This is a genomic window from Allobosea sp. CCNWLY174 (assembly GCF_037120455.1).
Taxonomy (GTDB): Bacteria; Pseudomonadota; Alphaproteobacteria; order Rhizobiales; family Beijerinckiaceae; genus Allobosea; species Allobosea lupini.
In genome coordinates, this window is record NZ_JBBBBQ010000004.1 from 176,698 (window position 1) to 200,667 (window position 23,970).

Here is a 23,970-nt window from a genome sequence, read left to right on the forward strand (position 1 = left end):
GCTGATGGCCAGTGCGGAGTTATCGTTTGGGCATTCTCCCGCCGATGTCAGCCGGCTCGGATGGGAGGCGAGTTTCCACGTCCAACCCCGAGGAGGCTGTCATGCTGGTCATGACCTTCGTCACGAAGACCTTGTCTGCCGTTTCCGGCGGCGCGGCGCGTGCTGCCGCTCATTCGGTCACGGGCACGAAAAACCTGGTGCGCGCTTTCCTGCACCGCCGAGAGGTGATGCGCCTCAGCGAGCTCGACGAGCGCGGGCTGAAGGACATTGGCCTCGTCCGCTCCGATATCGACGGCGCACTGGCAGTTTCCTGGCTGAGCGATCCGTCGAGCGTGCTCCAGAATCGCTCCAGCCAGCAGCAGTCGGCGGCCGTGAGCCGGCGAGAGGCCGGGGTTCGACGGCCCGTGGTGATCCAGGCCGCCGTGCGGCCGGGCGCGAAGGAGATCAAGATCGCGTGCAACGCCTGACCCCTTGGCGTGACGCGTCCCTGCGGGCGGTGGCTGCGGCTGCCGCCCTTTTTTTTGTGCCGGAGGGGGCAGCCTCGGCTGCAATCGTTAACTGGCCAGCGCGTCACGTAACGCTTCATTCAGCAAGTTCGATCATCTTTGCGCCGCATTGCGCCGAGTACGGCGCCCCGATCCCTTGCCCCGGGGTTTTTTATGCGACGCTTTCGCTTCCGCCTGCATGACCTGAGAATCCGAACCAAGATCGCCATCCCGATGGTCGTCATGGGCGCGATCGGCATCGGCTCGGCCGTCTATGGCGCCTTCGAGTTCGGCAAGATCGAGAAGACCTATGGCGATCTGGTTTCGCAGCGCGCCGCCGCCATCCTCGATTCGGCCCGCGCCGCCAGTGGCATGACCGAGATCGTCGGCAATCTCTACCAGGCGATCGCCTATCCCGAGTTCATGAAGCAGAACACGACCAGCATCGAGAAGGTGAAGACCGCCTATGCGGCCTCGCTGCAGGCGCTGGTCGAGGCCAAGATCAGTTTTCCGCAGCGGGCCGAGAGCTTCGACGAACTGAGCCGACGCCTGCAGGCGACCAAGTCCGACATCGACCAGATCATCGCCCAGGCCGCTCGCGACGAGGACCTGCCGGCACTCTCGATCATGTCGCAGCTCGACAGGACGGTCAGCGAGATCGCCGGCGCCGCGGCAAAGGTCAACGACGAGATCAGGAAGGATACGGAAGCGACCTCGGACCTACTGGCGGCCGATGCGCGCCGCGTCACCATGGTGGCGATCGGCCTCAGCATCGCCGGCGTCTTGCTCGGCCTGATCGGCGGCGCGCTTCTGACAAGCGCCGCCATCACGCGCCCGCTGGAACGGCTCAAGCTCCGGATGGGCCAGATCGCCAATGGCGACTATGCCGCCGAGGTGGAGGGCCAGGATCGCAAGGACGAGGTCGGCGAGATGGCCCGCGCCGTCCAGGTGTTCAGGGAGAACGGCCTCGCGGTCCAGCGCCTCGAGAGCGAGACCGAGGCCAGCCGCACCGCAGTGGAGCGCCAGCGTCTCGCGGCGGAGGCCGAACGCGGCAACGCCGCGGCCGTGCAGCAACGCCTGGCGGCGGAACAGGCGGTCGTGGTCAACGCCCTGGCCGAGGGGCTGACCAGACTTTCGCAGGGGGATCTCAGCGCGCGCGTAGAAGACGAGGTCGCGGCCGACTATGCGGCGCTGAAGCAGGATTTCAACAGTGCCGTCGGTCATCTTGCGCAGACGATCGCGACCATCCAGGCGACTTCGGTCGATGTCGGCAACGCCGCGCGAGAGATCAATTCGGGCGCCGACGATCTCTCGAAGCGCACCGAGGAGCAGGCCTCCTCGCTCGAGCAGACCGCCGCCACCACCGAACAACTCGCCGCTTCGGTCAAGGCATCGGCGCAGGCTTCGCGCCACGCCGCTCAGCTCGCCAACGAGGCGACGGAGGTCGCTACGAATGGTGGGGCCGTCGCCGGCCAGGCGGTCGATGCGATGGCGCGGATCGAACAGACCTCGCGCAAGATCTCCGACATTACCTCGGTGATCGACGAGATCGCCTTCCAGACCAATCTGCTGGCGCTCAACGCCGCGGTCGAGGCGGCTCGGGCCGGAGACGCCGGCAAGGGCTTCGCCGTCGTCGCCTCGGAGGTGCGCACGCTGGCTCAGCGTTCGGCCGACGCCGCCAAGGACATCAAGGGCCTGATAGGTGAGTCAGGTGTCGAGGTTGAGCAGGGCGTCGGGCTGGTCCGGGCTGCCGGCGAGGCGCTGAGCCGGATCGTGGAAGCTTCCAGGAAAGTCGCGGCCACGGTTTCCGACATCTCGGCAGCGGCGGCCGAGCAGGCCAATGGCATCGACGAGATGAGCCAGACCGTCGCGCATATGGACGAGATGACCCAGGCCAATGCTGCACTCGCCGAGCAGAGCGCAGCGTCCGCCGGCTCGCTCAGCGGTCAGATCAGACGGCTCAACGAGCTGGTCGCCAGTTTCCGCACCGGTGGGCACGGAGATGCCCTGGCGGGTGGTCCCGCCGAGTTCGCGCAGGCATACGATCGCGACGAGCGCCTGCGCGCCTGACGATATCCGACATCACTGAAATTGATCGACGGCGGCTTCACAGCCGCCGTTCGCTTATTCTTCAGCCCTTGCGCTGGCCGCCGCCGAGCATCGTCTCGAAGATCGAGCGCAGCGCGTCCTGCTGGCTCGCCTGGACCTGGCGGCCGTGCTCGAACATCTGGTTGAGCGCATCGAGGCCGATCGAGCCCGGGCTGGCCTCGCCCGCTGATTGGGGAGCCTGTTCCGGCTCGGGTTCGGGCGCCGGACGGCGCGATTTAGGCGCCGGCTGGGGGCTGCTCTGCGGGGCCTGCGCTTGTCCCTGCCCACCGAACATGCCGCCGAGGATCTGGCCGAAGATGTTGCCCATGTCGGCCGGCATGCCGGGCATTCCGCCGCCGAAGGGGCCGCCGCCCTGTGCCTGACCGGCCTGGGGTCGCTGCCCCCCGAACAACCCGCCGAGGATCTGCTCCCAGGGATTGGCCGCGTTCGGCTGCGGCGCCGGCGGCTGCATGCCCGGCATCTGGCCACGCATCATCTCGGCGAACTGGCCGAGAATGCCGCCAAGGCCCTGGTTGTTCACCGATTTGAACAACCCGCCCATCAGGATCGAGGCGATCACAGGCAGCATCTGCTTGAGGATCGCCATGCCGACGCCGCTTGTCGCCGCCGCCTGCGCCGCGACGGCATTGGCAACCTCCTTCGAGCCGAAGATCTGGCTCATCACGTCCTGCCCGAGCGGCAGCGCCCGGTCGGGAATGCCGTCGCCATCGCTGTCGTACATCTGGCCGAAGGGCGTCGCCGTCATCATCTGGGCGAGATTGCCGAAGGCGTAGGGATTCTGGGTCTGGCGCTGAAGCCCCATCGAGAAGGCGGGCAGCAAAGCGTCGAGCGCCGCCTGGGTCTGCTGCATCGAAAGCCCGTATTGCCGCGCCAGGTTCTGCATGGCCTGGCCGTTCTGGGCCGACTGCATCATCTCGAACAGGTTCATCATGCGCGCTCCCGAGATCATCGCGCGTCCGACCGGACGCGGTCACGATGATCTATCACATTGTGATCGCATCGGATTATTCCGAAAAGCGGATTCCACTTGTCGGTCCGATGCTATAGCGGGACCAGCCCGCTCATCCACCGGGAAACGATAGCAGCCGCCTGCCGTCAGGCAAGCGACGGCCTGGCGGCGGCCTGGGCCGTGCCTTCGAGCCGGCTGATGCCGCGATAGGCGGTGACGAGCGCGGCGATGCCGAACAGCACGGCGCCCAGCGCTGCGCCGGCAAGAGCGCCCTTGGGCCCGGCATACTGCGCGCCCAGCCAGGCGAGCGGCACCGTGCCGAGCGTGGCCCGGCCCCAGCTGAACAGCGTCGAGTAGAACGGCATGCCGAGATTGTTGAAGGCGGCATTGGCGACGAAGAGCGCGCCGACGAAGAGCCACATCGGTCCGGCGATCAGGCAGAAGAAGGCGACCAGCTCGGCGGTCTCGCCGCCGGTGCCGAACAGCGCGGCGATCTGGTGGCGCAGCAGCGCCAGCAGCAGGCCGGCGGCGGCGACATAGGCCGCCGCGAAGCCGACCGCATCGGTCAGCGCCCGGCGCATCCGGTCATAGCGCTGCGCGCCCCAGTTCTGCGCAAGGATCGGCCCGACCGCGCCGGACAGGGCGAACAGCACGCCGAAGGCGACGGGTATCAGCCGGTCGATGATCGCGGTCGCAGCGATCGCCTGGTCGCCGAAGCGGGCGATGATGGCGAAGAAGCAGGCATTGGCGATCGGATTGGCGAGATTGGTCAGGATGGCCGGAGTCGCGATCGCGAAGGTCGGCCTGACGTCACGGCGCAAGGCGGGCCAGCTCGGGCGTGCGATCATCTTGTGCACGCTGAGCGCGCCTCGGAAGCCGACGGCGAGGAAGACGATGCGCGAGAATACCGTCGCCCAGGCGGCGCCGTCCGGGCCGAGGCCCATGCCGAAGATCAGCAGCGGATCGAGCCCGGCCGTGACGATGCCGCCGGCGAGCGTGACATACATCGCCCGCTTGGCGTCGCCGACGGCGCGCAGGACGCCGGACAGGCCCATGCCGAGCGCCATCAGCGCATTCGACGGCAGCGTGATCCACAGGAAGGAAGTGGCGACGGTCAGCGATTCGCCATGCGCGCCGAGCTTCGGCAGGAGCCAGGGCAGCAGCGGCAGCATGACCAGGCTGAGGACCAGCCCGCAGATGGTCATCACCGTCAGCGTCGAGCCGGCGATGCGGCGTGCGCCCTCGCGGTCGCCGGCGCCGAGCGCCCGCGCCGTCAGCGCGGCAACTGCGATCATCAGCCCGACATTGATGGAGACCATCAGGTAGAGCACGATCGTGGCGTAGCCGACGCCCGCCGTCGCCTCGGGGCGGCCGAGGCGCGAGACATAGAGCAGCGACAGGAAGTCGACGACGAAGATCGCGATGAGGCCGACCGAGGCGGTCGTGGTCATCACCGCGACATGGCGCAGCGTCGAGCCGCTGACGAAGACGGCCTGTTGCGGCTTTTGCGGTGCGTTCACTCGGCCGGCTCCCCGACCCCACCGACCGCGACCTCGGCCCCGCCATCCTCGATGACGTCCTGCGTCTCCTTGGTGAGCGGCTTCGACTTGCTCTTCGGAGCGATGATCGGCTCGGGCGTGACGCGCGGCACCTTGTCGATCCCGGCGGCGATGCCCTCGCTGAACTGGATCTCCATGCGCTGCGCGTCGCGGTCGCGCACATGCTCGATCACGAAGCCGGCTTCCTCGTAGCTGAGGCCGAGGGCCTCCAGGGTCACGCGGCCGAAGCCGAGCGCCGATTCGAAGGTCTCGCGCATCTGGTAGTCGACGTCTGCGCGCATCAGGTCCATCGCGTGGACGCGGTCATAGGCGCGGGCGTGGATGCGCGCGGCCGGGAACTCGGCCTTGGCCATCTCGACGATGCGCAGCGCCGCCTGCCGATCGTCGATGCAGACGCAGATCACCTTCGCCTTGCCGGCGCCGGCGGCGCGCAGCACGTCGAGCCTGGTGCCGTCGCCATAGTAGATCTTGAAGCCGAACTTGTTGGCCGAGCGGATCCGCTCGATGTCGGAATCGATGATGGTGACGTCGAGATGCTGCAGCAGCAGCGCCTGTGTCACCACCTGGCCGAAGCGGCCGAAGCCGATCACCAGCACCGACGGCGTCACCCCGTCGAAGGTTTCCTCGATCTCCTCGGGCGGCGGTGCATGGGCGGCGAGCCAGAGGTCGATCAGCTTGGCGGCGATCGGGCCGATCAGCATGCTCAGCGCCGCGATCGCTGTCGCCAATGCCCCCTGTTTCTCGTCGAGCAGGCCGAGCGAGGCGGCGAGCGGCAGCAGCACGAAGGCGAACTCGCCGGCAGGCGAGAGCAGGGCGCCGGCGCGGATCGCCTCAGTGGTCGAGGAGCAGGACGCCCGCAGGATCGCCGCCGCCGCCGCGATCTTGAACAGCACCAGCAGCGGCGCCGCCAGCGCCAGCAGCAGCGCGTTCTCGGCGACCAGCTTGAGGTCGATCGACATGCCGACCGCCATGAAGAACAGCCCGAGCAGCACGCCGCGGAAGGGCTCGATATCGGCTTCCAGCTCGTGCCGGAAATGCGAATCCGCCAGCAGCACGCCGGCGAGGAAGGCACCCATCGCCATCGAGAGGCCGACCTGCTCCATCAGCAGCGCCGCCCCGAGCACGACCAGCAGGGCAGCGGCCGTCATCACCTCCTTGGCGCCGGTCTTGGCCAGCAGCCGGAAGAACGGGTTCAGCGCATAGCGGCCGGCGAGCACGACGACGGCGATGGCGAGCAGGGCAAGGCCGAGGCCCGTCAGCGCCTTGGCGGAGCCGCCGCCATGGGCCGCCTCGGTCGTCGCCAGCAGCGGCAGCAGCGCCAGCATCGGCGCGATCGAGATGTCCTGGAACAGCAGGATGGAGAAGCAGCGCCGGCCATAGGGTTCGGCCCCGTCGCCGCGCTCCTCGAGCAGTTGCAGCGCGATCGAGGTGGCCGAAAGGGCGAGCGCCAGCCCGACGGCCAGCGCACCGGCGGGGCTGAGCCCCAGCTTCCAGGCGACGGCGCCGATCACCGCGGCGCTCAGCAGCATCTGCGCGAAGCCGGCGCCGAGGATGTCCTTGCGCATCGAATAGAGCCGCTCCGGCTGCAATTCGAGGCCGACCAGAAAGAGCAGCAAGACGACGCCGATCTCGGCGGTGCTGCGGATCGTATCCGGGTCCTTGATCACGGCGAGCGCCGAGGGGCCGATGACGACGCCGGCGGCGAGATAGCCCAGCACCGCCGACAGGCCGAAGCGCCGGAACAGCGGCACCGCCACCACCGCCCCTGCGCAGAAGGTCAGGATCGACGGCAGATAGCTGGCATGCGAGGCGGCATCGGCCATGAAGAAACTCGTGCTGAAGCGAAGGGGGCCCGTGCGGAGGCAGGTGGCCGGACGCGTGCAATGTAAGGCCAATCCTTGCATCCTGCGAGGGGCTGCCGCGCATGGCCTACGGCACTGCGTCGCCGCGCTTCCTTGACATCGCCGGCGCCAGACAGAAAAGAAGGCGCAATCCCTTCGGAACCAGCGCCCCAGTGACCGCCAAGCCGCCGCTCGACATCCTGCTCTGCGCCCCGCGCGGCTTCTGCGCCGGCGTGGTCAGGGCGATCGACGCCGTCGAGAAGGCGCTCGCTTTGCATGGCGCGCCGGTCTTCGTGCGCCACGAGATCGTGCACAACAAATACGTGGTCGAGTCGCTGAAGCGGAAGGGTGCGGTCTTCGTCGCCGAGCTCTCCGAGGTGCCCGATGCGACCCGGCCGGTGATCTTCTCGGCACATGGCGTGCCGAAATCGGTGCCGGCCGAAGCGCACGAGCGCCAGTTCTTCGCCATCGATGCCACCTGCCCGCTGGTCACCAAGGTGCATCGCGAGGCCGAGGTGCATCACAAGCGCGGCCGGCACATTCTGCTGGTCGGCCATGCCGGCCACCCCGAGGTAATCGGCACGATGGGGCAGTTGCCGGAAGGCGCGATCACGCTGATCGAGACGCTCGATGACGTCGCGCGACTGACCCCGCCGGAAGGGCGTGAGCTCGCCTATGTCACGCAGACCACGCTCTCGGTCGACGACACCCGCGAGATCGTGCAGGGCCTGCAGGCGCGTTTCCCTGCGCTGATCGCCCCGCACAAGGAAGACATCTGCTACGCCACCACCAACCGCCAGGAGGCGGTCAAGCGCGTCGCGCCGCTGGTCGACGGGCTGATCGTGGTCGGCTCGCCCAATTCCTCGAACTCGCAGCGCCTGCGCGAGGTCGCCGAGCGCGCCGGCTGCCCGGTCTCGCGCCTTGTGCTGCGGACCAACGAGATCGACTGGTCGCTCTTCGGCGGCATCCGCCGCCTCGGCATCACCGCTGGCGCGAGTGCGCCCGAGGTTCTGGTCGAGGAGATCATCGACGCCTTCGCCGAGCGCTACGAGGTCACGGTCGAGACCGTCTCGACCGCCGACGAGAGCGTCTTCTTCCCGCTGCCGCGCGAATTGCGCGAGCCTGCCCCGTCCGCAGCCGAGTGAGCTGAGTATCCAGCGTGGCCGTCTATACCGAAGTGCCCGATGACGAGATGGCCGCCTTCGTGGCGCGCTACGGCATTGGCGACCTGCTCTCCGCCAAGGGCATCGCCGAGGGGGTCGAGAACTCGAACTACCTCGTTCACACCACGCGGGGCTTCTACATCCTCACTCTCTACGAGAAGCGGGTGAACCCGGCCGACCTGCCGTTCTTCATCGAGCTGATGCAGCACCTCGCCAAGCGCGGGCTCAACTGCCCGGTGCCGGTGCTCGACGGCTCGGGCCAGGCGCTCGGCACGCTCTCCGGCCGCCCCGCGGCGATCGTCAGCTTCCTCGACGGGCTCTCGGTGCGCCGCCCCGGCGCCGGCCATTGCGGCGAGGTGGGACGGGCGCTCGCTCTGCTGCACCGGGCCGGCGCTGATTTTTCGATGACACGCGTCAACGCGCTGTCGGTGCCGGGCTGGCGCCCGCTTGCCGAGCAGGCCGGAGCCGACGCCGACAAGGTCTCGCCTGGGCTGGCGCAGCGGGTCATGGCCGAGATCGCGGTGCATGAGGCGCGCTGGCCGCAGCACCTGCCCGGCGGCGTCATCCATGCCGATCTCTTCCCGAATAACGTCTTCTTCATCGGCGAGAAGCTGTCGGGCGTCATCGACTTCTATTTCGCCTGCACTGACGCCTATGCCTACGACCTCGCCATCTGCCTGAATTCCTGGTGCTTCGAGGCCGATTCCTCGTTCAACCTGACCAAGGGCCAGGCGATGCTGGCCGGCTATGAAAGCGTGCGCCCGCTCGGCGAAGCCGAGGTCGCGGCCTTGCCGGCGCTCTGCCGCGGCTCGGCTTTGCGCTTCCTGCTGACCCGGCTGGTCGATTGGCTCAACGTGCCGCCCGGCGCGCTGGTCAAGCCGCATGATCCGCTCGAATACGACCGCAAGCTCGCCTTCCACCAACGGGTCAGCGACGCGCGCGAATATGGGCTGCGCCGATGACCGACCCCGTCGAGGTTTGGACTGACGGCGCCTGCTCGGGCAATCCGGGTCCCGGCGGCTGGGGTGCGATCCTGTCCTACAAGGGCAAGGAGCGCGAGCTCTCCGGCGGCGAGGCGCTGACCACCAACAACCGCATGGAGCTGATGGGCGCGATCTCCGCGCTGGAGACGCTGACGCGGCCCTGCACCGTCGCGCTCCACACCGACAGCCAGTATCTGCGCCAGGGCATCACTAGCTGGATCCATGGCTGGAAGAAGAACGGCTGGAAGACCGCCGACAGGAAGCCGGTCAAGAACGAGGAGCTCTGGAAGCGCCTCGACGCCGCGCTGAAGCAGCACAAGATCGAGTGGAAATGGGTCAAGGGCCATGCCGGCGACGAGATGAACGAGCGCGCCGACGCGCTGGCGCGCGCCGGCATGGCGCCGTTCAAGCTGGGGCGGTGAGCGGCGCCCTCAGCGCCACCCCAGCCCCGGCGCGACATGCTTCAGGATCGCCTCGATGACATGGGCGTTGTAGTCGACGCCAAGCTGGTTCGGCACCGTCAGCAAGAGTGTGTCCGCCTCGGCGATCGCCTCGTCCCGCTTCAATTCATCGATCAGTCTGTCGGGCTCGGCCGCATAGCTGCGCCCGAAGATCGCGCGCGTACTGTCGTCGATATAGCCGATCGAATCGTCGCTCTCATTGCCACGGCCGAAATAGGCGCGGTCGCGCTCGTCGACCAGGGCGAAGATGCTGCGGCTGACCGAGACGCGCGGCTCGCGCTGGTGGCCGGCCTCCTTCCAGGCCTGCCTGAACAGGCGGATCTGCCTGGCCTGCTGGATGTGGAAGGGCTCGCCGCTCTCGTCGGTCTTCAGCGTCGAGCTCTGCAGGTTCATGCCGGCTTTCGCCGCCCAGATCGCGGTGGCGTCGGAGGAGGCGCCCCACCAGATGCGCTCGCGTAAGCCCTCGGAATAGGGCTCCAGCCGCAGCAGGCCCGGCGGATTGGGGAACATCGGGCGCGGATTGGGTTGCGCGAAGCCCTCGCCGCGCAGCACGTCGAGGAAGACCTCGGCATGATGGCGCGCCATGTCGGCGTCGCTCTGCCCCTCCGGCGGCTGGTAGCCGAAATGGCGCCAGCCATCGATGACCTGCTCGGGCGACCCGCGGCTGATGCCGAGCTGCAGCCGCCCGCCGGAGATCAGGTCGGCCGACCCGGCATCCTCGGCCATGTAGAGCGGGTTCTCGTAGCGCATGTCGATGACGGCGGTGCCGATCTCGATGCGCTTGGTCCTGGCGCCGACCGCAGCCAGCAGCGGGAAGGGCGAGGCGAGCTGGCGGGCGAAATGATGCACCCGGAAATAAGCGCCGTCCGCGCCCAGCTCCTCGGCCGCGACGGCAAGGTCGATCGACTGCAGCAGCGTGTCGCCCGCCGAGCGGGTCTGGGATTGCGGCGAGGGAGTCCAGTGTCCGAAGGACAGGAAGCCGATCTTTTTCATCGCGAGACGCCTGTGAACCACCGCAAGCGCGGGGCTTTTCTGCCAAAGGACAACGCCCGAGCGGCCATCACCGCCGGGCGTGCGTCATCGGCATATAGGCAGGATTCACTTTCGTGCCGCGGCGCTCATGCACAGACGCCAATGCGGCGATGCAATCTTGGCAGCAGGAATGTGGGCGCGCCAGCTCAGCCCAGCGGCTGGCGGTAGACGATGAAGCCGGATTTCTGTGCTACCTTGTCGTAGAGCTCCTGCGCTTGCAGATTGCTCTCATGCGTCTGCCAGTAGACCCGGAACAGGCCCTTCGTCTCCGCCATCTGCCGGACGGCCTCGATCAGCTTGCGGCCGACGCCGTGCCCGCGCGCCTCCTCGCTGGTGAAGAGATCCTGCAGATAGCAGATCTCCTTCTGGCTCCAGGTCGTGCGGTGGAGCACGTAGTTGACGATGCCCAGCGCCTTGCCGTCGCGTTCGGCGATGAAGCCGCCCATGGGCTCCTGCCCGCCCGTCAGGCGGGCGAAGGTGGTATCGGTCGTCTCCTGCGTCAGCGAGGCCTTGTAGAAGGTGAGATAGCCCTGCCAGAGCGGCTCCCAGGCGGCGCGGTCATCGGCCGTGAGTGGGCGGATGCTGATCTCTGACATGGCGTGGCGTCTCCTCGATCGTGCCGGGAGGCTAGCGGCGGCTTTGGGCGCTGTCTCATGACAAGCGCAGATCGGATCGATCGGATTTGGTGCTGAAAAGCGAAAGCCCGCGCCGATACGGCGCGGGCGCAAAGCAACGGGGCCGACGCTGAGCCTCAGAGCTGGTTCAGCATCGCTTCGGCGCCGGAGACATCGGCCTTGCCCGGTGCGTCCTCGACGTTGAGCGCGGTCACGACGCCGTCCTCGACGACCATCGAATAGCGCTGCGAGCGGGTGCCGAGGCCGAAGCCCGAGCCGTCCATCGACAGGCCGATCTCCTTGGCGAAGTCGGCATTGCCGTCGGAGAGGAAGGTGATCACGCCGGCGCCGCCGGTCGCCTTCGACCAGGCGTCCATCACGAAGACGTCGTTGACGCCGGTGACGAAGATCTCCTCGACGCCCTTGGCCTTGATCTCGGCCGCCTTGTTCACATAGCCGGGCAGATGGTTCTTGTGGCAGGTCGGCGTGAAGGCGCCCGGCACCGCGAAGAGCACGACCTTGCGGCCCTTGAACAGATCGTCCGTGGTCTTGGCCGCCGGCCCGTCGGCCGTCATCACGCGAAACGTCGCCTGCGGAAGCTTGTCACCGACCTTGATCGCCATGTCCGTATCTCCTGCATGCGGCAGCGTGCCGCCCGCGCGCAGGGTTACGGCTTCGCGTTGCCGATGTCGAGTTCGAGCCGCGTCTCGACCGATTGGGGCTTTCCGCGCACGGTGATGATCAGGGGGGTGGGGCCGGTCGCGCCCTTGGGTCGCTCGACGATTCTGAGTTTTGCCGCCACCGTCCCGTCGGGCTGCGGCATCAGCATCGCCCGGCCAAAGGACCACATCCCGGCGCCTTCGACGAAGACATCGTCGACCGAGCCGCCCTCTGGCGCCTTAAGCACCAGCTTCACCGCGGCGTCGCTATGCGTGACTTCCAGGATCGACAGGCGGTCATCGGCCGCGCCCAGCTTGACCGCGTGCGGAATCCGCGCCTCGAACTGCTCCAGCCGCGGCGAGGTCACCGAGGTGACGCCGGGTTCGAGCCAGAGCCGTGCCTCGCCCTTGGCGGGAACGCAGATCTTGTCGCAGACCGCGTAGTCGAGCTTCAGCACCACGGTGACCGGCCGCGTCGGATCGATCGGCTGGACCGAGACCGGCACAACCACATCGCCAACATAGCCGATGCCGGAGCCGGCGCCGTCGTCGAAGCGCTCCGGGGTCGGCCAGCGCACGTCGAGCCCGCCGACATTCTCCGAGCCGCTCCAGTCGAAGACCGGCGGTACGCCGGCATCGCCGGGGCTGCGCCAATAGGTCTTGAAACCTGGCGACATCGTGATCTCGACGCCGACGCGCTGCTTGCCCGAAGGCGCAGTCGCGCCCGCGATCAGGCGCATCGACGAGTATGCGGCCTTCGACCACGGCGAAACCGCGGCGTCCTGGGCGGAAGCCGGAGCGCCGAGCGTCAGCGCGGCGAGGAAGGAGAGGGTCGTGACCGTTTTCACGTGGTCTGATTTAGGCGATCCGGACGCGTTTTGCGAGGCCGATACCGGCGCTGTGATCCGGGATCGATAGTGCAGCCAAGCATGGCCAGCTTTGCGCCAGCATTGCGGCGGGGCGGACCGGCATCCCGCAGAGCCGTCCGGATCAGCCTGAATATCCTCCGCTTGCCTGCGCGCCAAAAATGTTCCCACACCAGCCGAACATGTCTTAGCATGGCGCAATGAATATCGGATCGAACCAGCGCATCAGCGGCCGCAGCTATCTCGACGGGCAGTGCCTGATCGCCATGCCGGGCATGAGCGACCAGCGCTTCGCCCGCAGCGTCGTCTATCTCTGCGCCCATTCCGAGGACGGTGCGATGGGCATCATCGTCAACAAGCCGGCCGCCGACACCCGCTTTCCGGAACTGCTCGTCCAGCTCGACGTGATTCCGCCTGACCAGGCGATCCTCCTGCCGAGCCAGGCTGAGAGGATGAAGGTGCTGCGCGGCGGGCCGGTCGAGACCAAGCGCGGCTTCGTCCTGCATAGCGCCGATTTCTTCCTCGAATCGGCGACGCTGCCGATCGACGACGGCATTTGCCTGACCGCGACGCTCGACATCTTGCGCGCCATCGCCGTCGGGACCGGGCCGGAGAATGCGGTGCTGGCCCTCGGCTATGCCGGCTGGGGGGCGGGGCAGCTCGAATCCGAGATCCAGTCCAACGGCTGGCTGCATTGCGCCGCCGACCAGGCGCTGCTCTTCGATGACGCGCTCGACACCAAATATGCCCGCGCGCTCGGCAAGCTCGGCATCGACCCGGCTTTCCTGTCCAAGGATGCCGGGCACGCGTAACATGCGTCATGCTCGGGCGTGACCCGAGCATCTCAGGCCGGACGAGGCTCAAACCACCGCTTTCTCGTCACGAGATTCTCGGCTCTGCGCTTCGCTTCGCCCGAGAATGACGTCGCAGCTCACGCCGCCTCGAAGGACGAGCTCGACGCCCCCACCAATCGCCGCGCCTCCGCCGCCGTCATCGGCTGGCCGAAGGTATAGCCCTGCGCGTACTGGCAGCCGAGCTGGTAGAGCTCGATCGCGTCCGATTCGGTCTCGGCGCCCTCGGCGACCACGTCCATCTGCAGATCGGCGGCGAGCTGCACGATCGAGCGCAGGATCACCGGCGGCTTGCCGTTCCCCATCTGGCGCACGAAGCTCTGGTCGATCTTGATGGTATCGAAGGGGAAGCGCTGCAGATAGGACAGCGAGGAATACCCCGTTCCGAAATCGTCGAGCGACAGGCCGGCGCCGAGATCGCGGATGCGGCTGAGCATCTGCGCGGCATATTCCGGGTTTTCCATCACCAGGCTCTCGGTGATCTCGAGCTTCAGCGTGCCGGGCAGCACCCGCCTGCGCGCCAGCACGGCCTTGACGTCCTTCAGCAGATCGTGGCGCAGCAATTGCCGGCTTGAGACATTCACGCTGGCGAAGATCGGCGGCTCAACCTCGAGCGCGGCCTGCCAGGCGGCGAGCTCGCGCGCGGTGCGGTCCATCACATAGACGCCGAGATCGACGATCAGCCCGCTCTCCTCGGCGATCGCCAGGAAGTCCTGCGGCAAGAGGCGGCCCTCGCGCGGATGGTCCCAGCGCATCAGCGCCTCGAAGCCGGCGATGGTCCGGTCCTCCAGCCTGACGATCGGCTGGTACATCACCTGGATCTCGCCGCGCTCGATCGCCCGGCGCAAGTCGCTTTCGAGCGCGAGCCGGTCGTTGCGGTCGCTGCGCATCGCCGGAACGAAGACCTCGACGAGGTTGCCGCCCTGGTTCTTGGCATGCGCCATGGCGAGCTCGGCATTCTTCAGCGCGTCGTCCTTGCGTGCGGTCGGTGTGCCGTCGAAGAGGGTAAGGCCGATCGAGGGCGTCAATACGATCTCGCGCTCGGCGAAGGTGATCGGCGTCGAGACGGCGCGGCGGATCAGCTCGGCCAGGGCGAGGATACGCTCGGGATCGCTCTCCGAGACGATGATCATCGCGAAGATGTCGCCGCCGATGCGTGCGAGCGTATCCTGCGTCCGCAGCAGCCGGCCGAGGCGGCGCGCCAGCGTCAGCAGGATCGAATCGCCGGCCGAGAAGCCGACGGATTCGTTGACCTGCTTGAAGCGGTCGATGTCGATGACGATCACCGTCGGGCGGATGGCGTCGTCGGCGCGGCTGAAGCCGAACACGGCGGTGAGCCGGTCCTGGAACAGCTCGCGATTGGGCAGGCCGGTCAGGTTGTCGTGCACGGCATCGTGCAGCATGCGTTCCTGGGCGGTGCGCTGCTCGGTGACGTCGGCGAGCGTGCCGATGACGCGGATGACCTCGCCATCCGAGCCGATCACCGGCCGGGCCTTCAGGCTGAACCAGTGATAGGCGCCATTGGCGGCGCGCAGGCGGAAATCGAGCTGCAGTTTGCCGCGGCGCTGCTCGATCACAGCGTCGAGCGAGACGCGGTAGCGGTCGCGGTCGGCGACATGCATGTGCTCGAGCCAGCGCGCGGCCGAGCCTTCGAGCGCGCCCTTGGACAGACCGAGCAGGATCTCGGCCTGCGGCGAGACGAAGATCTTGTCGGCAGAAACATCCCAGTCGAAGACGAGGTCGCCCGAGCCGGAGAGCGCGAGCGCGCGTCGCTCGGTGTCGGAGACCAGCCCCTGCGCCAGCGCGCCGCCTGCGAAGGCATGCTGCACCACGGTGAAGCCGATCAGCAGCACGATCAGTACGAGGCCGCCGATCAGGGCGGGCGGCACGAGGTCGCGCGTGACCTGTCCGATCACGGTGAAGCTGGCCGCGGTCACCCAGACCAGCAGCAGGAACCAGGTCGGGATCAGCATCACCGCCCGCTCATAGCCATGGGTGGCGAGGTGCAGGATCAGCACGAAGCCGATCGTCGCCACCGCCGCGATCGAGATGCGGGCGATACCGGCCGCCATCGGCGCATCGAACACCGCAAGTCCGACCAGCCCGGCGAGGCCGAGGATCCAGACGATGGTGATATGGCTGTAGCGCACATGCCAGCGCGACAGGTTGAGATAGGCGAAGAGGAAGACGACCAGCGTCGCCGCCAGGACCACCTCGGCACCGGCGCGGTAGATTCGCTCGATCGCCGGTGTCAGCGGGAAGATGCGCTGGAAGAAGCCGAAATCGAGCCCTGCATAGGCCAGCACCGCCCAGGCCAGCGCCGCTGCGGCGGGGAAGATCACCGCACCCTTGACTACGAAGATGATGGTCAGGAAGAGCGCGAGCAGGCCGGCGATGCCGATGATGATGCCCTTGTAGAGCGTCAGCCCGTTGGTTTTCTGGCGATACGCCTCCGGCTCGAACAGATAGAGCTGGGGCAGGTTCGGCGATTTCAGCTCGGCGACGAAGGTCACGGTGGTGCCGGGGTCGAGCGTGATCTGGAAGATGTCGGCGTCGGGCGCTTCCTCGCGCTCGGGCCGCAGGCCCTGGCTCGCGGTGATCGCCTCGATGCGGCGGTCGCCGAGATCGGGCCAGACCACGCCCGAGCCGATCAGGCGATGAAACGGCGCCACCAGCAGCCGGTCGATCTGCTCGTCGGAATCATTGGTCAGCGCGAACACGATCCAGTCCGGCCGCGCTCCGGATTCGCGCGCCCGCACGGCGATGCGCCGGACGATGCCGTCGGCACCCGGCGCGGTCGAGATCTGGATGACGTCGCCATCGGCCTTGTTGCGCTCGACGACGTCGGTGAGGTCGAGCACGGGCACGTCGAGCGGCACACGCTGGGCCTCGACCGCCAGTGCCGGTCGCAGCAGCGAAAGCAGTGCCAGCATCAGGAGGCCGAGGACGGCAATGCCGGACCGGAGGAAACGTGGTGTCGCTGACAAGATGGGCTCTGCGGGACAGTCTTCAGGCGTGACGGTCAGTGGTATCGGCGCGACGTGGCGAGGGCAAGGCAGTGCCGGCCTGTTCACAGCTTGCGATCGGTTTCGGCAGGGCGGCGCAGCTCCGCGGCAAGCATGCCGTAGAGCAGGTGGTCGGCCCAGGCGCCGTTGATGCGCAGGTAGCCGCGCGCCTCGCCCTCACGGGTGAAGCCGACGCGCTCCAGCAACCGGCGCGAGGGCTCGTTATGCGGCAGGCAGGCGGCTTCGACGCGGTGCAAAGCGAGTTCGGAAAAGGCGAAGTCGAGTGCGCCGCGCACTGCTTCGGTCATGTGGCCTTTGCCGGCATGGCGCTGGCCCATCCAGTAGCCGAGCGTGCAGGCCTGGGCGACACCGCGCCTGACGAGACCCAGCGTCAACCCGCCGAGCAGCGCCTCCGAGCGGGCGTCGAGGACGAACAGGGAATAGGCTTCGTCGGTCGCGATCTCGCGGGCCGCGCGCTTCACCCGCAGGCGGAACGAGGCGCGGGACAGGTCGTCTTCGGTCCAGACCGGCTCCCAGGGGGTGAGGAAGTCGCGGCTCTCCATCCGCAGATTCGCCCAGGCAGAATAGTCGCCGGCGAGCGGGGCACGCAGGATCAGGTTCTGCGTCCTGATCAGCGGCCGCGCCGGCGGGTCGGTGGCGAAGCGGAAGAGAGCCATTGGAGTCAGGCGGCTCGCGCCAGCAGCGCGCGCAAGGCCGTCACGGGGGCAAGACCGTCGAGCGGGCCGACGGCCGCGACCGTGACCACGCCGTCGAGCAGGCCCTGACCGGCCGCCCGCACATCGGCGAGGCTGACCGCGTCGAGCCGGCGCGCCAGCTCCTCGCGCGGGATCGCCCGGCCGAAGACCAGCACCTGCCGCGCCATCTGCTCGAGCTTGCCGCCAGGGCTTTCGAGCGAGGCCAGCAGGCCGACCTTCATCTGCGCCCGGGCCCGGGCGACCTCGGCTTCGCTGACGTCGCGCGCAGCCTGGCTCAGGCAGTCGAGCGCGACCTCGACCAGCTCGCCGACATCCTCCGGCGCGGTGCCGGCGCTGATGCCGAAGACGCCGCAATCGGAGAAGGGCCAGTGGAAGGCGTCGACCGCATAGGCGAGGCCGCGGCGCTCGCGCACCTCCTGGAACAGGCGCGATGACAGGCCGCCACCGAGCACGGCCGAGAAGATCTGCAGCGGATAGTGGACGCCGTTGGTGAACGGCTTGCCGGGGAAACCCAGCACGATGTGTACCTGTTCCTCGTCGCCATCGATGCGGGCTTCGCCACCATGATAGGCCGCCGGCGTGCGCGCCGCGGGAGCGTTTGCGGGCCGTGCCGGCAGCGCTGCGAGCGCCTGTTCCGCCAGCGCGACCAACTCGTCATGGTCGACCGCACCGGCTGCGGCCAGCACCATGTTGCCGGCATGGTAGTGTCGGTCGAGATAGGCGCGGATCGCCTCAGGCGTGAAGCTCTTCACGGTCTCCGCCGTGCCGAGGATCGGCCGGCCGAGCGGCTGCTCCGGGAAGGCGGCCTGCAGGAAGCGGTCATACACGAGGTCGTCCGGCGTATCCTGGACGGCGCCGATTTCCTGCAGGATCACGCCCTTCTCGCGCGCCAGCTCCTCCTCGGTGAGCGAGGGTTGGGTCAGAATGTCCGCGAGGATGTCGACCGCCAACGGCAGATCCTGGCCGAGCACGCGGGCGGTGTAGCAGGTATATTCCACCGAGGTCGCGGCGTTGAGGTCGCCGCCGACGCTCTCGATCTCCTCGGCGATCTGCAAGGCGGTGCGCCGGGCCGTGCCCTTGAAGGCCATGTGCTCGAGCAGATGGGCGAGGCCGTGCTCATGCGGCAGCTCGTCCCGTGCGCCGGCCCCGATCCAGATGCCGAGCGACACGGTCGAGGCATGGGCCATGTGCTCGGAGACGATGCGCAGGCCCGACGGCAGCGTCGTCAGGCTGACGGCCGGGTCGTGGCCGGCTTCGCCTGGTTTCACGGGCTTCTCGATCTTGGCCTTGAGCGTCTTGGCTACCGTCATGCTGCGGCACTCCTGACGGCCCGTGCCCGCTCGGCGATGAAGCGCTCGAGCTTGCTTTGGTCGTTCGGCAGCAGGCTGAAGCGCTCCTTGCGCTCCATCAGGTCGGCGAGATGCTCAGGGAGAGCGGGCGTCACGCCGCTCGCCGCCGCGACGGCGGCCGGGAACTTGGCCGGGTGGGCGGTGCCGAGCGCCACCACCGGCGTGGCCGGATCGGCCGCAAGCAGCTTGCGGGCGGCAGCGACGCCGATCGCGCTGTGCGGGTCGAGCAGATAGCCGGCTTCGCGCCAGGTAGTGCCTATCTCGGCCGCGATCGCGGCCTCGTCCTGCGAGACCGCATCGAAATCGGCGCGGATACGGGCGAGTGGCTCAGGAGCGATCTCGAAGCGTCCGGACTGCGCCAGCGACTGCATCAGCCTGCGCACGGCGACACCGTCTCGGCCATGCGCCTCGAACAGCAGCCGCTCGAAATTCGAGGAGATCTGGATGTCCATCGAGGGTGAGGTCGTCGCCGCGACGCCGCGCATCTCGTAAACGCCGGTTTCGAGCGTGCGCGCCAGGATGTCGTTGCTGTTGGTGCCGACCATCAGCCGGCCGATCGGCAGCCCTATCTGCTTGGCGATCCAGCCGGCGAGGATGTCGCCGAAATTGCCGGTCGGCACCGCGAACGAGATGGGCCGGTGCGGCGCGCCGAGCGCAACCGCCGCGGTGAAGTAGTAGACGACCTGCGCCGCGATCCTTGCCCAGTTGATCGAGTTGACGCCGGAGAGCCGGATCTCGTCACGGAAGGCGTGGTGGTTGAACAGCGCCTTCACCAGATTCTGGCAGTCGTCGAAGGTGCCCTCGACCGCGATGGCGTGGACATTGTCCGCCTCGACCGTGGTCATCTGCCGGCGCTGCACGTCGGAGACGCGGCCTTCGGGATAGAGGATGAAGACGTCGACGCGTTCCAGCCCCTTGAAGGCATCGATCGCGGCGCCGCCGGTATCACCCGAGGTCGCTCCGACGATGGTGGCGCGTTCGCCGCGCTGGGCCAGCACATGATCCATCAGCCGCCCGAGCAACTGCATCGCCACATCCTTGAAGGCGAGCGTCGGGCCATGGAAGAGCTCGAGCGAAAACAGGTTGTCCCCGAGCTGGACCAGCGGGCAGACAGCCGGATGGCGGAACGTGCCATAGGCCTCGCTGATCATGGCCTTCAGCGCATCGGCGGCGATGTCGCCATCGGCGAGCGCGCCGAGGACGCGCTCCGCGACTTCGGCGTAGGGTTTGCCGGCGAAGCCGGCGATCTCCTGCGCGCTGAAACGCGGCAGGGCTTGCGGCAGATAGAGGCCGCCGTCACGGGCAAGTCCGGCGAGCAGCGCGTCGGCGAACGAGAGAGACGGCGCTTCGCCGCGGGTCGAAATATGCAGCACGGTTCTTGATCTCGGATGGCGTGCTGATCCTATAGGCCCGTTGGCGGGGGAGGGCAAAAGCAAAGGCTGATTAGCCGCTCTGCGTCGGCCTCCGCGCCTGCCAGGCATAAGCGCCGAACACCCCGATCAGCGTCAGCGCCAGCCCCCACCAGGTCAGCGCATACTGCAGATGGTTGTCCGGGATGCGGGCGATCAGCTCCCTGGCATCGACCCCGGCCGGCGGGGTCAGCCCGTCGCCCTGGCGTTCGGCCTCCAGATAGAACGGCGCCGCTGCGGGCAGGCCGAGAGATGCGGCAATCGCTGCGGGGTCTCGCGTGTAGAACTCGCGCTGCTGTGGGAGATCGGCGGGGGTAAAGCTGTTGCGAGCCTCCGGGATGCGCAGAAAGCCGGTGACGGTCGCCTGGCCGCTCGCCGGCGTGATGGCGCTAAAACGCGCCTCCGGCACGAAGCCGCGATTGATCAGGATGGTCGCGCCGTCTTCCAGCCGAAAACCCTGGAAGACCCAGCGGCCGAAGCCGGAGAGCTGGCGTGAGCCGGGCGGACCGGCGGCGATCGTCGTGCGCACGCCGGCAATGCCGTCGAGATAGCTGCCCTTGGCGACAGCCCTTGTGAGATCGACGGCTGCGAGGTCGAGCCGCGGCCAGTCGCTCGCCGGCGGCAGCGGGGCAGCGGAACCTGCGGCTTGCGTCTCCAGACGGGTGATGAAGGCGCGCTTCTCGTCCATACGCTGCCATTGCCAGGCACCGAGATAGAAGAGCACGCCGACGCCGACGACGGTCAGGAGCGCCGGCAGCAGCAGCTTCGGCCGGGGCGTGGAAGACGCGGACCCGCTCACTTCTTCAACCTGCCTTCCTCGGCCTTGTGGGCATATTGCAGGGCGACTGCGAGCCCCTTCATCGGCCTGAGCAGTCCCAGGCAGGTGATGAGCGCCAGCGGCAGCCAGAGCAGGAGATGCAGCCAGATCGGCGGGGTGTAGGCGATCTCGACATAGAGCGCGAGGCCGAGCACGAAGAAGCCCGCGATCAGCATGATGAACACCGCCGGCCCGTCGGCCGAATCGGCGAAGGCGAAGTCCAGCCCACAGGCGGCGCAGCGCGGCTTCAGCTTGAGGTAGCCGTCGAATAGCTTGCCCTCGCCGCAGCGCGGGCAGCGACCGGTCAGGCCCGTCGCATAGGGCGAGGGCGGAGTGATCTGGGGCTGCGCCATGGCGGTCTCCTCAAATGGAAAGGGCGGCCTCGCGGCCGCCCCTTTTTGAAGGTTCGCGGCCGCTTCCGGCCCGAGTGCTAGTGTGCCGCAGGCGCCCCGGCGCCCCAGACATAGATCGAGGCGAACAGGAACAGCCAGACCACGTCGACGAAGTGCCAGTACCAGGCGGCGAACTCGAAGCCGAGATGCTGGTCCGGCTTGAAGTGGCCGAGATAGACGCGCCACAGGCAGATCGCCAGGAAGATCGTGCCGATGATGACGTGGAAACCGTGGAAGCCGGTCGCCATGAAGAAGGTCGCGCCGTAGATGTTGCCTTTGAAGGCGAAGGCGGCGTGCGAGTACTCGTAGGCTTGGCACAGGGTGAACAGGATGCCGAGGATCACGGTCAGCCACAGGGCCTGCTTCAGGCTCTTGCGATCGCCCTGGATCAGGGCGTAGTGCGCCCAGGTCACGGTCGTGCCGGAGGTCAGCAGGATCAGCGTGTTGAGCAGCGGCAGATGCCAGGGGTCGAAGGTCTCGATGCCCTTCGGCGGCCAGTGCCCGCCGGTGAACTCGGCGCGGGCGAACTGGATGTGCTCGCCGGTGAACAGGCTCGCGTCGAAATAGGCCCAGAACCAGGCGACGAAGAACATCACCTCGGAGGCGATGAACATCATCATGCCGTAGCGATGGTGCAACTGCACCACGCGGGTGTGATGCCCCTCGCGCTCGGCCTCGCGGGTTACGTCCATCCACCAGGCGAGCATGGTGTAGAGCACGCCGAGCAGGCCGACGCCGAACACGAGCGGGCCGATGTTCATGCCGAGCAGCGGCAGCGCCTTCATCCACATCACCGCGCCGATCGCCATGATGGTCGCGCTGGCGGCGCCGACGATCGGCCACGGGCTCGGATCGACGAGGTGGTAGTCGTGGTTCTTGGTATGAGCCCCGGCCATCGTGCTTAAGTCTCCGCGTCCGTAGAAGTGCAGCGCTTGTCGCGCAGCTTTATAGTTTCGATTGGTTGCCGTCACCCTTGGTTTCCGCCACCGGCTGCCCGTTCTTCGACGGGAAGTAGGTGTAAGACAGGGTGATCGATTTCAGGCTGGCGAGTTCGCGGTTCAACTCGATCTCGGGATCGATGTAGAACACCACCGGCGCTTCCAGGGTCTCTCCGGGCTGCAGCGTCGTCTCGGTGAAGCAGAAGCACTGGATCTTGACGAAATAGGCGCCCGACTGGTTCGGCTGGACATTATAGGTCGCGATTCCGGTCATCGGCCGCGAGGACGTGTTGGTGATCTTGTAGAACACCGTCTGCGTCACGCCGACCTGTGCCCTGATCTCGGTCTTCTCCGCCTCGAAGCGCCAGCCCAGCGCGGGCGCGACATTGGCGTCGAAGGCGACCGAGACGATCCGCTCGCTGGTCTTGCCGGTGGCGGCGGTGCCGACCATCGGCGTACCGGCGAAGCCCGTGACCTTGCAGAACAGGTTGTAGAGCGGCACCGCGGCGAAGGAGAGCCCGGTCATGGCGATGACGGCGGCGCTGCAGGCCAGGACGGTGCGGCGGTTGCGGGAGGCGGTGCTCATCGCGTCACAGCGGCCGGTTGAGGATCGCCGGCCCGGTCTTGGCCAGCGTCACGATGAAGAAGAAGACCACGAGGCCGCCGAGCACGAGCGCGAGCGCAATCGAGCGGCGATTGCGCCTGGCCATGTCCTCCGGCGAGAACGCGGCCGGCGGCTGCTTCCTGTCCTGCGGGCCCTGGCTCATCCCAGCACCTTGGGCAGGGCCCACATCAGGCCGAGGCCGTTCTCGGCCAGCAGTACGGCGAAGAGCAGGAAGAGATAGAGGATCGAGAAGCCGAACAGGGCATAGGCCGCCTTGTTGGCCGGCTCGCCCTCGGTGACGTGCAGCACGCGCAGCGACAGGCCGATCATGGCAAGGCCGGTGACGACCGAGACGATCAGGTAGATCAACCCGCCGAAGCCCATCAGCGCCGGCAGCACAGCGACCGGGGCCAGAACCAGCGTATAGGCGACGATCTGGCGGCGCGTCGCGGCCGGGCCGGCGACGTTCGGCAGCATCGGGATGCCGGCGCGGGCGTAGTCGCCAGACTTGACCAGCGCCAGAGCCCAGAAATGCGGCGGCGTCCACAGGAAGATGATGGCGAACAGGACGATCGAGGTCAGGCCGAAATCGCCGGTGACGACGGCCTCGCCGATCATCGGCGGGAAGGCGCCGGCGGCGCCGCCGATGACGATGTTCTGCGGCGTCGCCCGCTTCAGCCACATCGAATAGACGACGGCGTAGAAGAAGATCGTGAAGGCCAGCATCGCTGCCGAAAGCAGGTTGGCGACGAGGCCGAGCACCAGCACGGAGCCGATCGAGAGCGTCAGCCCGAAGGCAAGCGCCTCGGACGGCAGGATGCGGCCGGCGGGGATCGGCCGGTTGGCGGTACGCGCCATCACCGCGTCGATATCGGCGTCCCACCACATGTTGAGGCAGCCCGAGGCGCCGGCGCCGACCGAGATCGCCAGCAGCGCGGCAAGGCCGATGATCGGATTGACTGTGCCCGGCGCCGCGACCATGCCGCCGAGCGCCGTCACGATCACGAGGAACATCACCCGCGGCTTGAGCAGCGCGAAGAAGTCCTGCGCCTCGCCGGGGGAACTCAGCGAGACGCCGTCGTCAGCCTGGGTGATCTGATCGAAGGCAGCAGACATCGAAACTCGTTCACTTCAACGTTCGAAGACACCTCAATCGGGTGTCGCTTGC

23 protein-coding genes are annotated in these 23,970 nt (G+C 67.7%); 6 read left to right on the forward strand and 17 right to left on the reverse strand.

What is annotated here, in order from left to right:
• The first annotated feature begins 101 nt into the window (after window positions 1-101).
• Window positions 102-467 (forward strand): DUF1127 domain-containing protein, encoded by a 366-nt coding sequence (locus V7S63_RS14400; protein ID WP_167561573.1) that lies wholly within the window; start codon window positions 102-104, stop codon window positions 465-467.
• A 192-nt stretch (window positions 468-659) separates the two neighbouring features.
• Window positions 660-2,555, forward strand: coding sequence for a methyl-accepting chemotaxis protein (locus V7S63_RS14405; RefSeq protein ID WP_336530721.1), 1,896 nt, complete (start codon window positions 660-662; stop codon window positions 2,553-2,555).
• Window positions 2,556-2,616: 61 nt separating this feature from the next.
• Here V7S63_RS14405 and V7S63_RS14410 read toward each other — a convergent pair whose 3' ends face one another.
• From V7S63_RS14410 to V7S63_RS14420, 3 genes are all read right to left on the reverse strand, one after another.
• Window positions 2,617-3,525, reverse strand: a complete 909-nt coding sequence (locus V7S63_RS14410; RefSeq protein ID WP_208862237.1) for a DUF937 domain-containing protein — start codon at window positions 3,523-3,525, stop codon at window positions 2,617-2,619.
• Window positions 3,526-3,689: 164 nt separating this feature from the next.
• Entirely contained in the window at window positions 3,690-5,063 is a 1,374-nt protein-coding gene (locus V7S63_RS14415) for an MATE family efflux transporter (RefSeq protein WP_336530722.1), read from the reverse strand.
• Window positions 5,060-6,925, reverse strand: coding sequence for a monovalent cation:proton antiporter-2 (CPA2) family protein (locus V7S63_RS14420; protein ID WP_336530723.1), 1,866 nt, complete (start codon window positions 6,923-6,925; stop codon window positions 5,060-5,062). Before V7S63_RS14420 ends, V7S63_RS14415 begins: the two co-directional genes overlap by 4 nt.
• Before the next feature lie 191 nt (window positions 6,926-7,116).
• Here V7S63_RS14420 and ispH point away from each other — a divergent pair, with 191 nt between their 5' ends.
• From ispH to rnhA, 3 genes are read left to right on the forward strand one after another with little or no spacing between them, the layout of a single operon-like run.
• Window positions 7,117-8,088, forward strand: a complete 972-nt coding sequence (ispH, locus tag V7S63_RS14425; protein ID WP_336530724.1) for a 4-hydroxy-3-methylbut-2-enyl diphosphate reductase — start codon at window positions 7,117-7,119, stop codon at window positions 8,086-8,088.
• Window positions 8,089-8,102: 14 nt separating this feature from the next.
• Window positions 8,103-9,068, forward strand: coding sequence for a homoserine kinase (locus V7S63_RS14430; RefSeq protein ID WP_336530725.1), 966 nt, complete (start codon window positions 8,103-8,105; stop codon window positions 9,066-9,068).
• The gene (rnhA, locus tag V7S63_RS14435) at window positions 9,065-9,511 is read left to right on the forward strand and encodes a ribonuclease HI (protein ID WP_091831855.1); all 447 of its coding nucleotides are present in this window, start codon (window positions 9,065-9,067) and stop codon (window positions 9,509-9,511) included. The genes V7S63_RS14430 and rnhA overlap by 4 nt, the downstream gene beginning before the upstream one ends.
• 9 nt (window positions 9,512-9,520) lie before the next feature.
• On the opposite strand, the gene V7S63_RS14440 is transcribed toward rnhA, so the two are convergent.
• The 4 genes from V7S63_RS14440 to V7S63_RS14455 form a co-directional block, all read right to left on the reverse strand.
• The gene (locus tag V7S63_RS14440; protein ID WP_336530726.1) at window positions 9,521-10,543 is read right to left on the reverse strand and encodes an LLM class flavin-dependent oxidoreductase; all 1,023 of its coding nucleotides are present in this window, start codon (window positions 10,541-10,543) and stop codon (window positions 9,521-9,523) included.
• A 185-nt stretch (window positions 10,544-10,728) separates the two neighbouring features.
• The gene (locus tag V7S63_RS14445; RefSeq protein WP_336530727.1) at window positions 10,729-11,178 is read right to left on the reverse strand and encodes a GNAT family N-acetyltransferase; all 450 of its coding nucleotides are present in this window, start codon (window positions 11,176-11,178) and stop codon (window positions 10,729-10,731) included.
• A 155-nt stretch (window positions 11,179-11,333) separates the two neighbouring features.
• On the reverse strand, window positions 11,334-11,819 hold the full coding sequence (locus V7S63_RS14450) for a peroxiredoxin (protein WP_091831849.1): 486 nt from the start codon (window positions 11,817-11,819) through the stop codon (window positions 11,334-11,336).
• A 44-nt stretch (window positions 11,820-11,863) separates the two neighbouring features.
• Complete coding sequence (locus V7S63_RS14455; RefSeq protein ID WP_100959149.1) at window positions 11,864-12,703, reverse strand: protein-disulfide reductase DsbD domain-containing protein; 840 nt, start codon at window positions 12,701-12,703, stop codon at window positions 11,864-11,866.
• Window positions 12,704-12,921: 218 nt separating this feature from the next.
• Between V7S63_RS14455 and V7S63_RS14460 the strand changes: the two genes are divergently transcribed.
• A complete protein-coding gene (locus V7S63_RS14460) occupies window positions 12,922-13,533 on the forward strand; it encodes a YqgE/AlgH family protein (protein ID WP_091831845.1) in 612 nt (203 codons plus the stop codon).
• Window positions 13,534-13,652: 119 nt separating this feature from the next.
• On the opposite strand, the gene V7S63_RS14465 is transcribed toward V7S63_RS14460, so the two are convergent.
• From V7S63_RS14465 to V7S63_RS14510, 10 genes are all read right to left on the reverse strand, one after another.
• Entirely contained in the window at window positions 13,653-16,505 is a 2,853-nt protein-coding gene (locus tag V7S63_RS14465) for an EAL domain-containing protein (protein WP_091831843.1), read from the reverse strand.
• A gap of 137 nt (window positions 16,506-16,642) precedes the next feature.
• Window positions 16,643-17,254, reverse strand: a complete 612-nt coding sequence (locus tag V7S63_RS14470) for a GNAT family N-acetyltransferase (protein ID WP_100959148.1) — start codon at window positions 17,252-17,254, stop codon at window positions 16,643-16,645.
• A 5-nt stretch (window positions 17,255-17,259) separates the two neighbouring features.
• Complete coding sequence (locus V7S63_RS14475; protein WP_336530728.1) at window positions 17,260-18,603, reverse strand: M16 family metallopeptidase; 1,344 nt, start codon at window positions 18,601-18,603, stop codon at window positions 17,260-17,262.
• Window positions 18,600-20,015, reverse strand: a complete 1,416-nt coding sequence (thrC, locus tag V7S63_RS14480; RefSeq protein WP_336530729.1) for a threonine synthase — start codon at window positions 20,013-20,015, stop codon at window positions 18,600-18,602. Before thrC ends, V7S63_RS14475 begins: the two co-directional genes overlap by 4 nt.
• 70 nt (window positions 20,016-20,085) lie before the next feature.
• Window positions 20,086-20,850, reverse strand: a complete 765-nt coding sequence (locus V7S63_RS14485; RefSeq protein ID WP_336530730.1) for an SURF1 family protein — start codon at window positions 20,848-20,850, stop codon at window positions 20,086-20,088.
• A complete protein-coding gene (locus V7S63_RS14490) occupies window positions 20,847-21,221 on the reverse strand; it encodes a DUF983 domain-containing protein (protein WP_100959145.1) in 375 nt (124 codons plus the stop codon). The genes V7S63_RS14485 and V7S63_RS14490 overlap by 4 nt, the downstream gene beginning before the upstream one ends.
• A gap of 77 nt (window positions 21,222-21,298) precedes the next feature.
• A complete protein-coding gene (locus V7S63_RS14495; protein ID WP_091831830.1) occupies window positions 21,299-22,156 on the reverse strand; it encodes a cytochrome c oxidase subunit 3 in 858 nt (285 codons plus the stop codon).
• 49 nt (window positions 22,157-22,205) lie between these two features.
• Window positions 22,206-22,784 carry a cytochrome c oxidase assembly protein gene (locus tag V7S63_RS14500; RefSeq protein ID WP_091831828.1) on the reverse strand — a complete coding sequence of 193 codons (579 nt, stop codon included), beginning with the start codon at window positions 22,782-22,784 and terminating at the stop codon, window positions 22,206-22,208.
• Between the two features lie 4 nt (window positions 22,785-22,788).
• Window positions 22,789-22,965 carry a hypothetical protein gene (locus V7S63_RS14505; RefSeq protein ID WP_167561570.1) on the reverse strand — a complete coding sequence of 59 codons (177 nt, stop codon included), beginning with the start codon at window positions 22,963-22,965 and terminating at the stop codon, window positions 22,789-22,791.
• Window positions 22,962-23,918: a heme o synthase gene (locus V7S63_RS14510; protein ID WP_336530731.1), complete on the reverse strand. Its 957-nt coding sequence runs from the start codon at window positions 23,916-23,918 to the stop codon at window positions 22,962-22,964. The genes V7S63_RS14505 and V7S63_RS14510 overlap by 4 nt, the downstream gene beginning before the upstream one ends.
• Window positions 23,919-23,970: the final 52 nt, after the last annotated feature.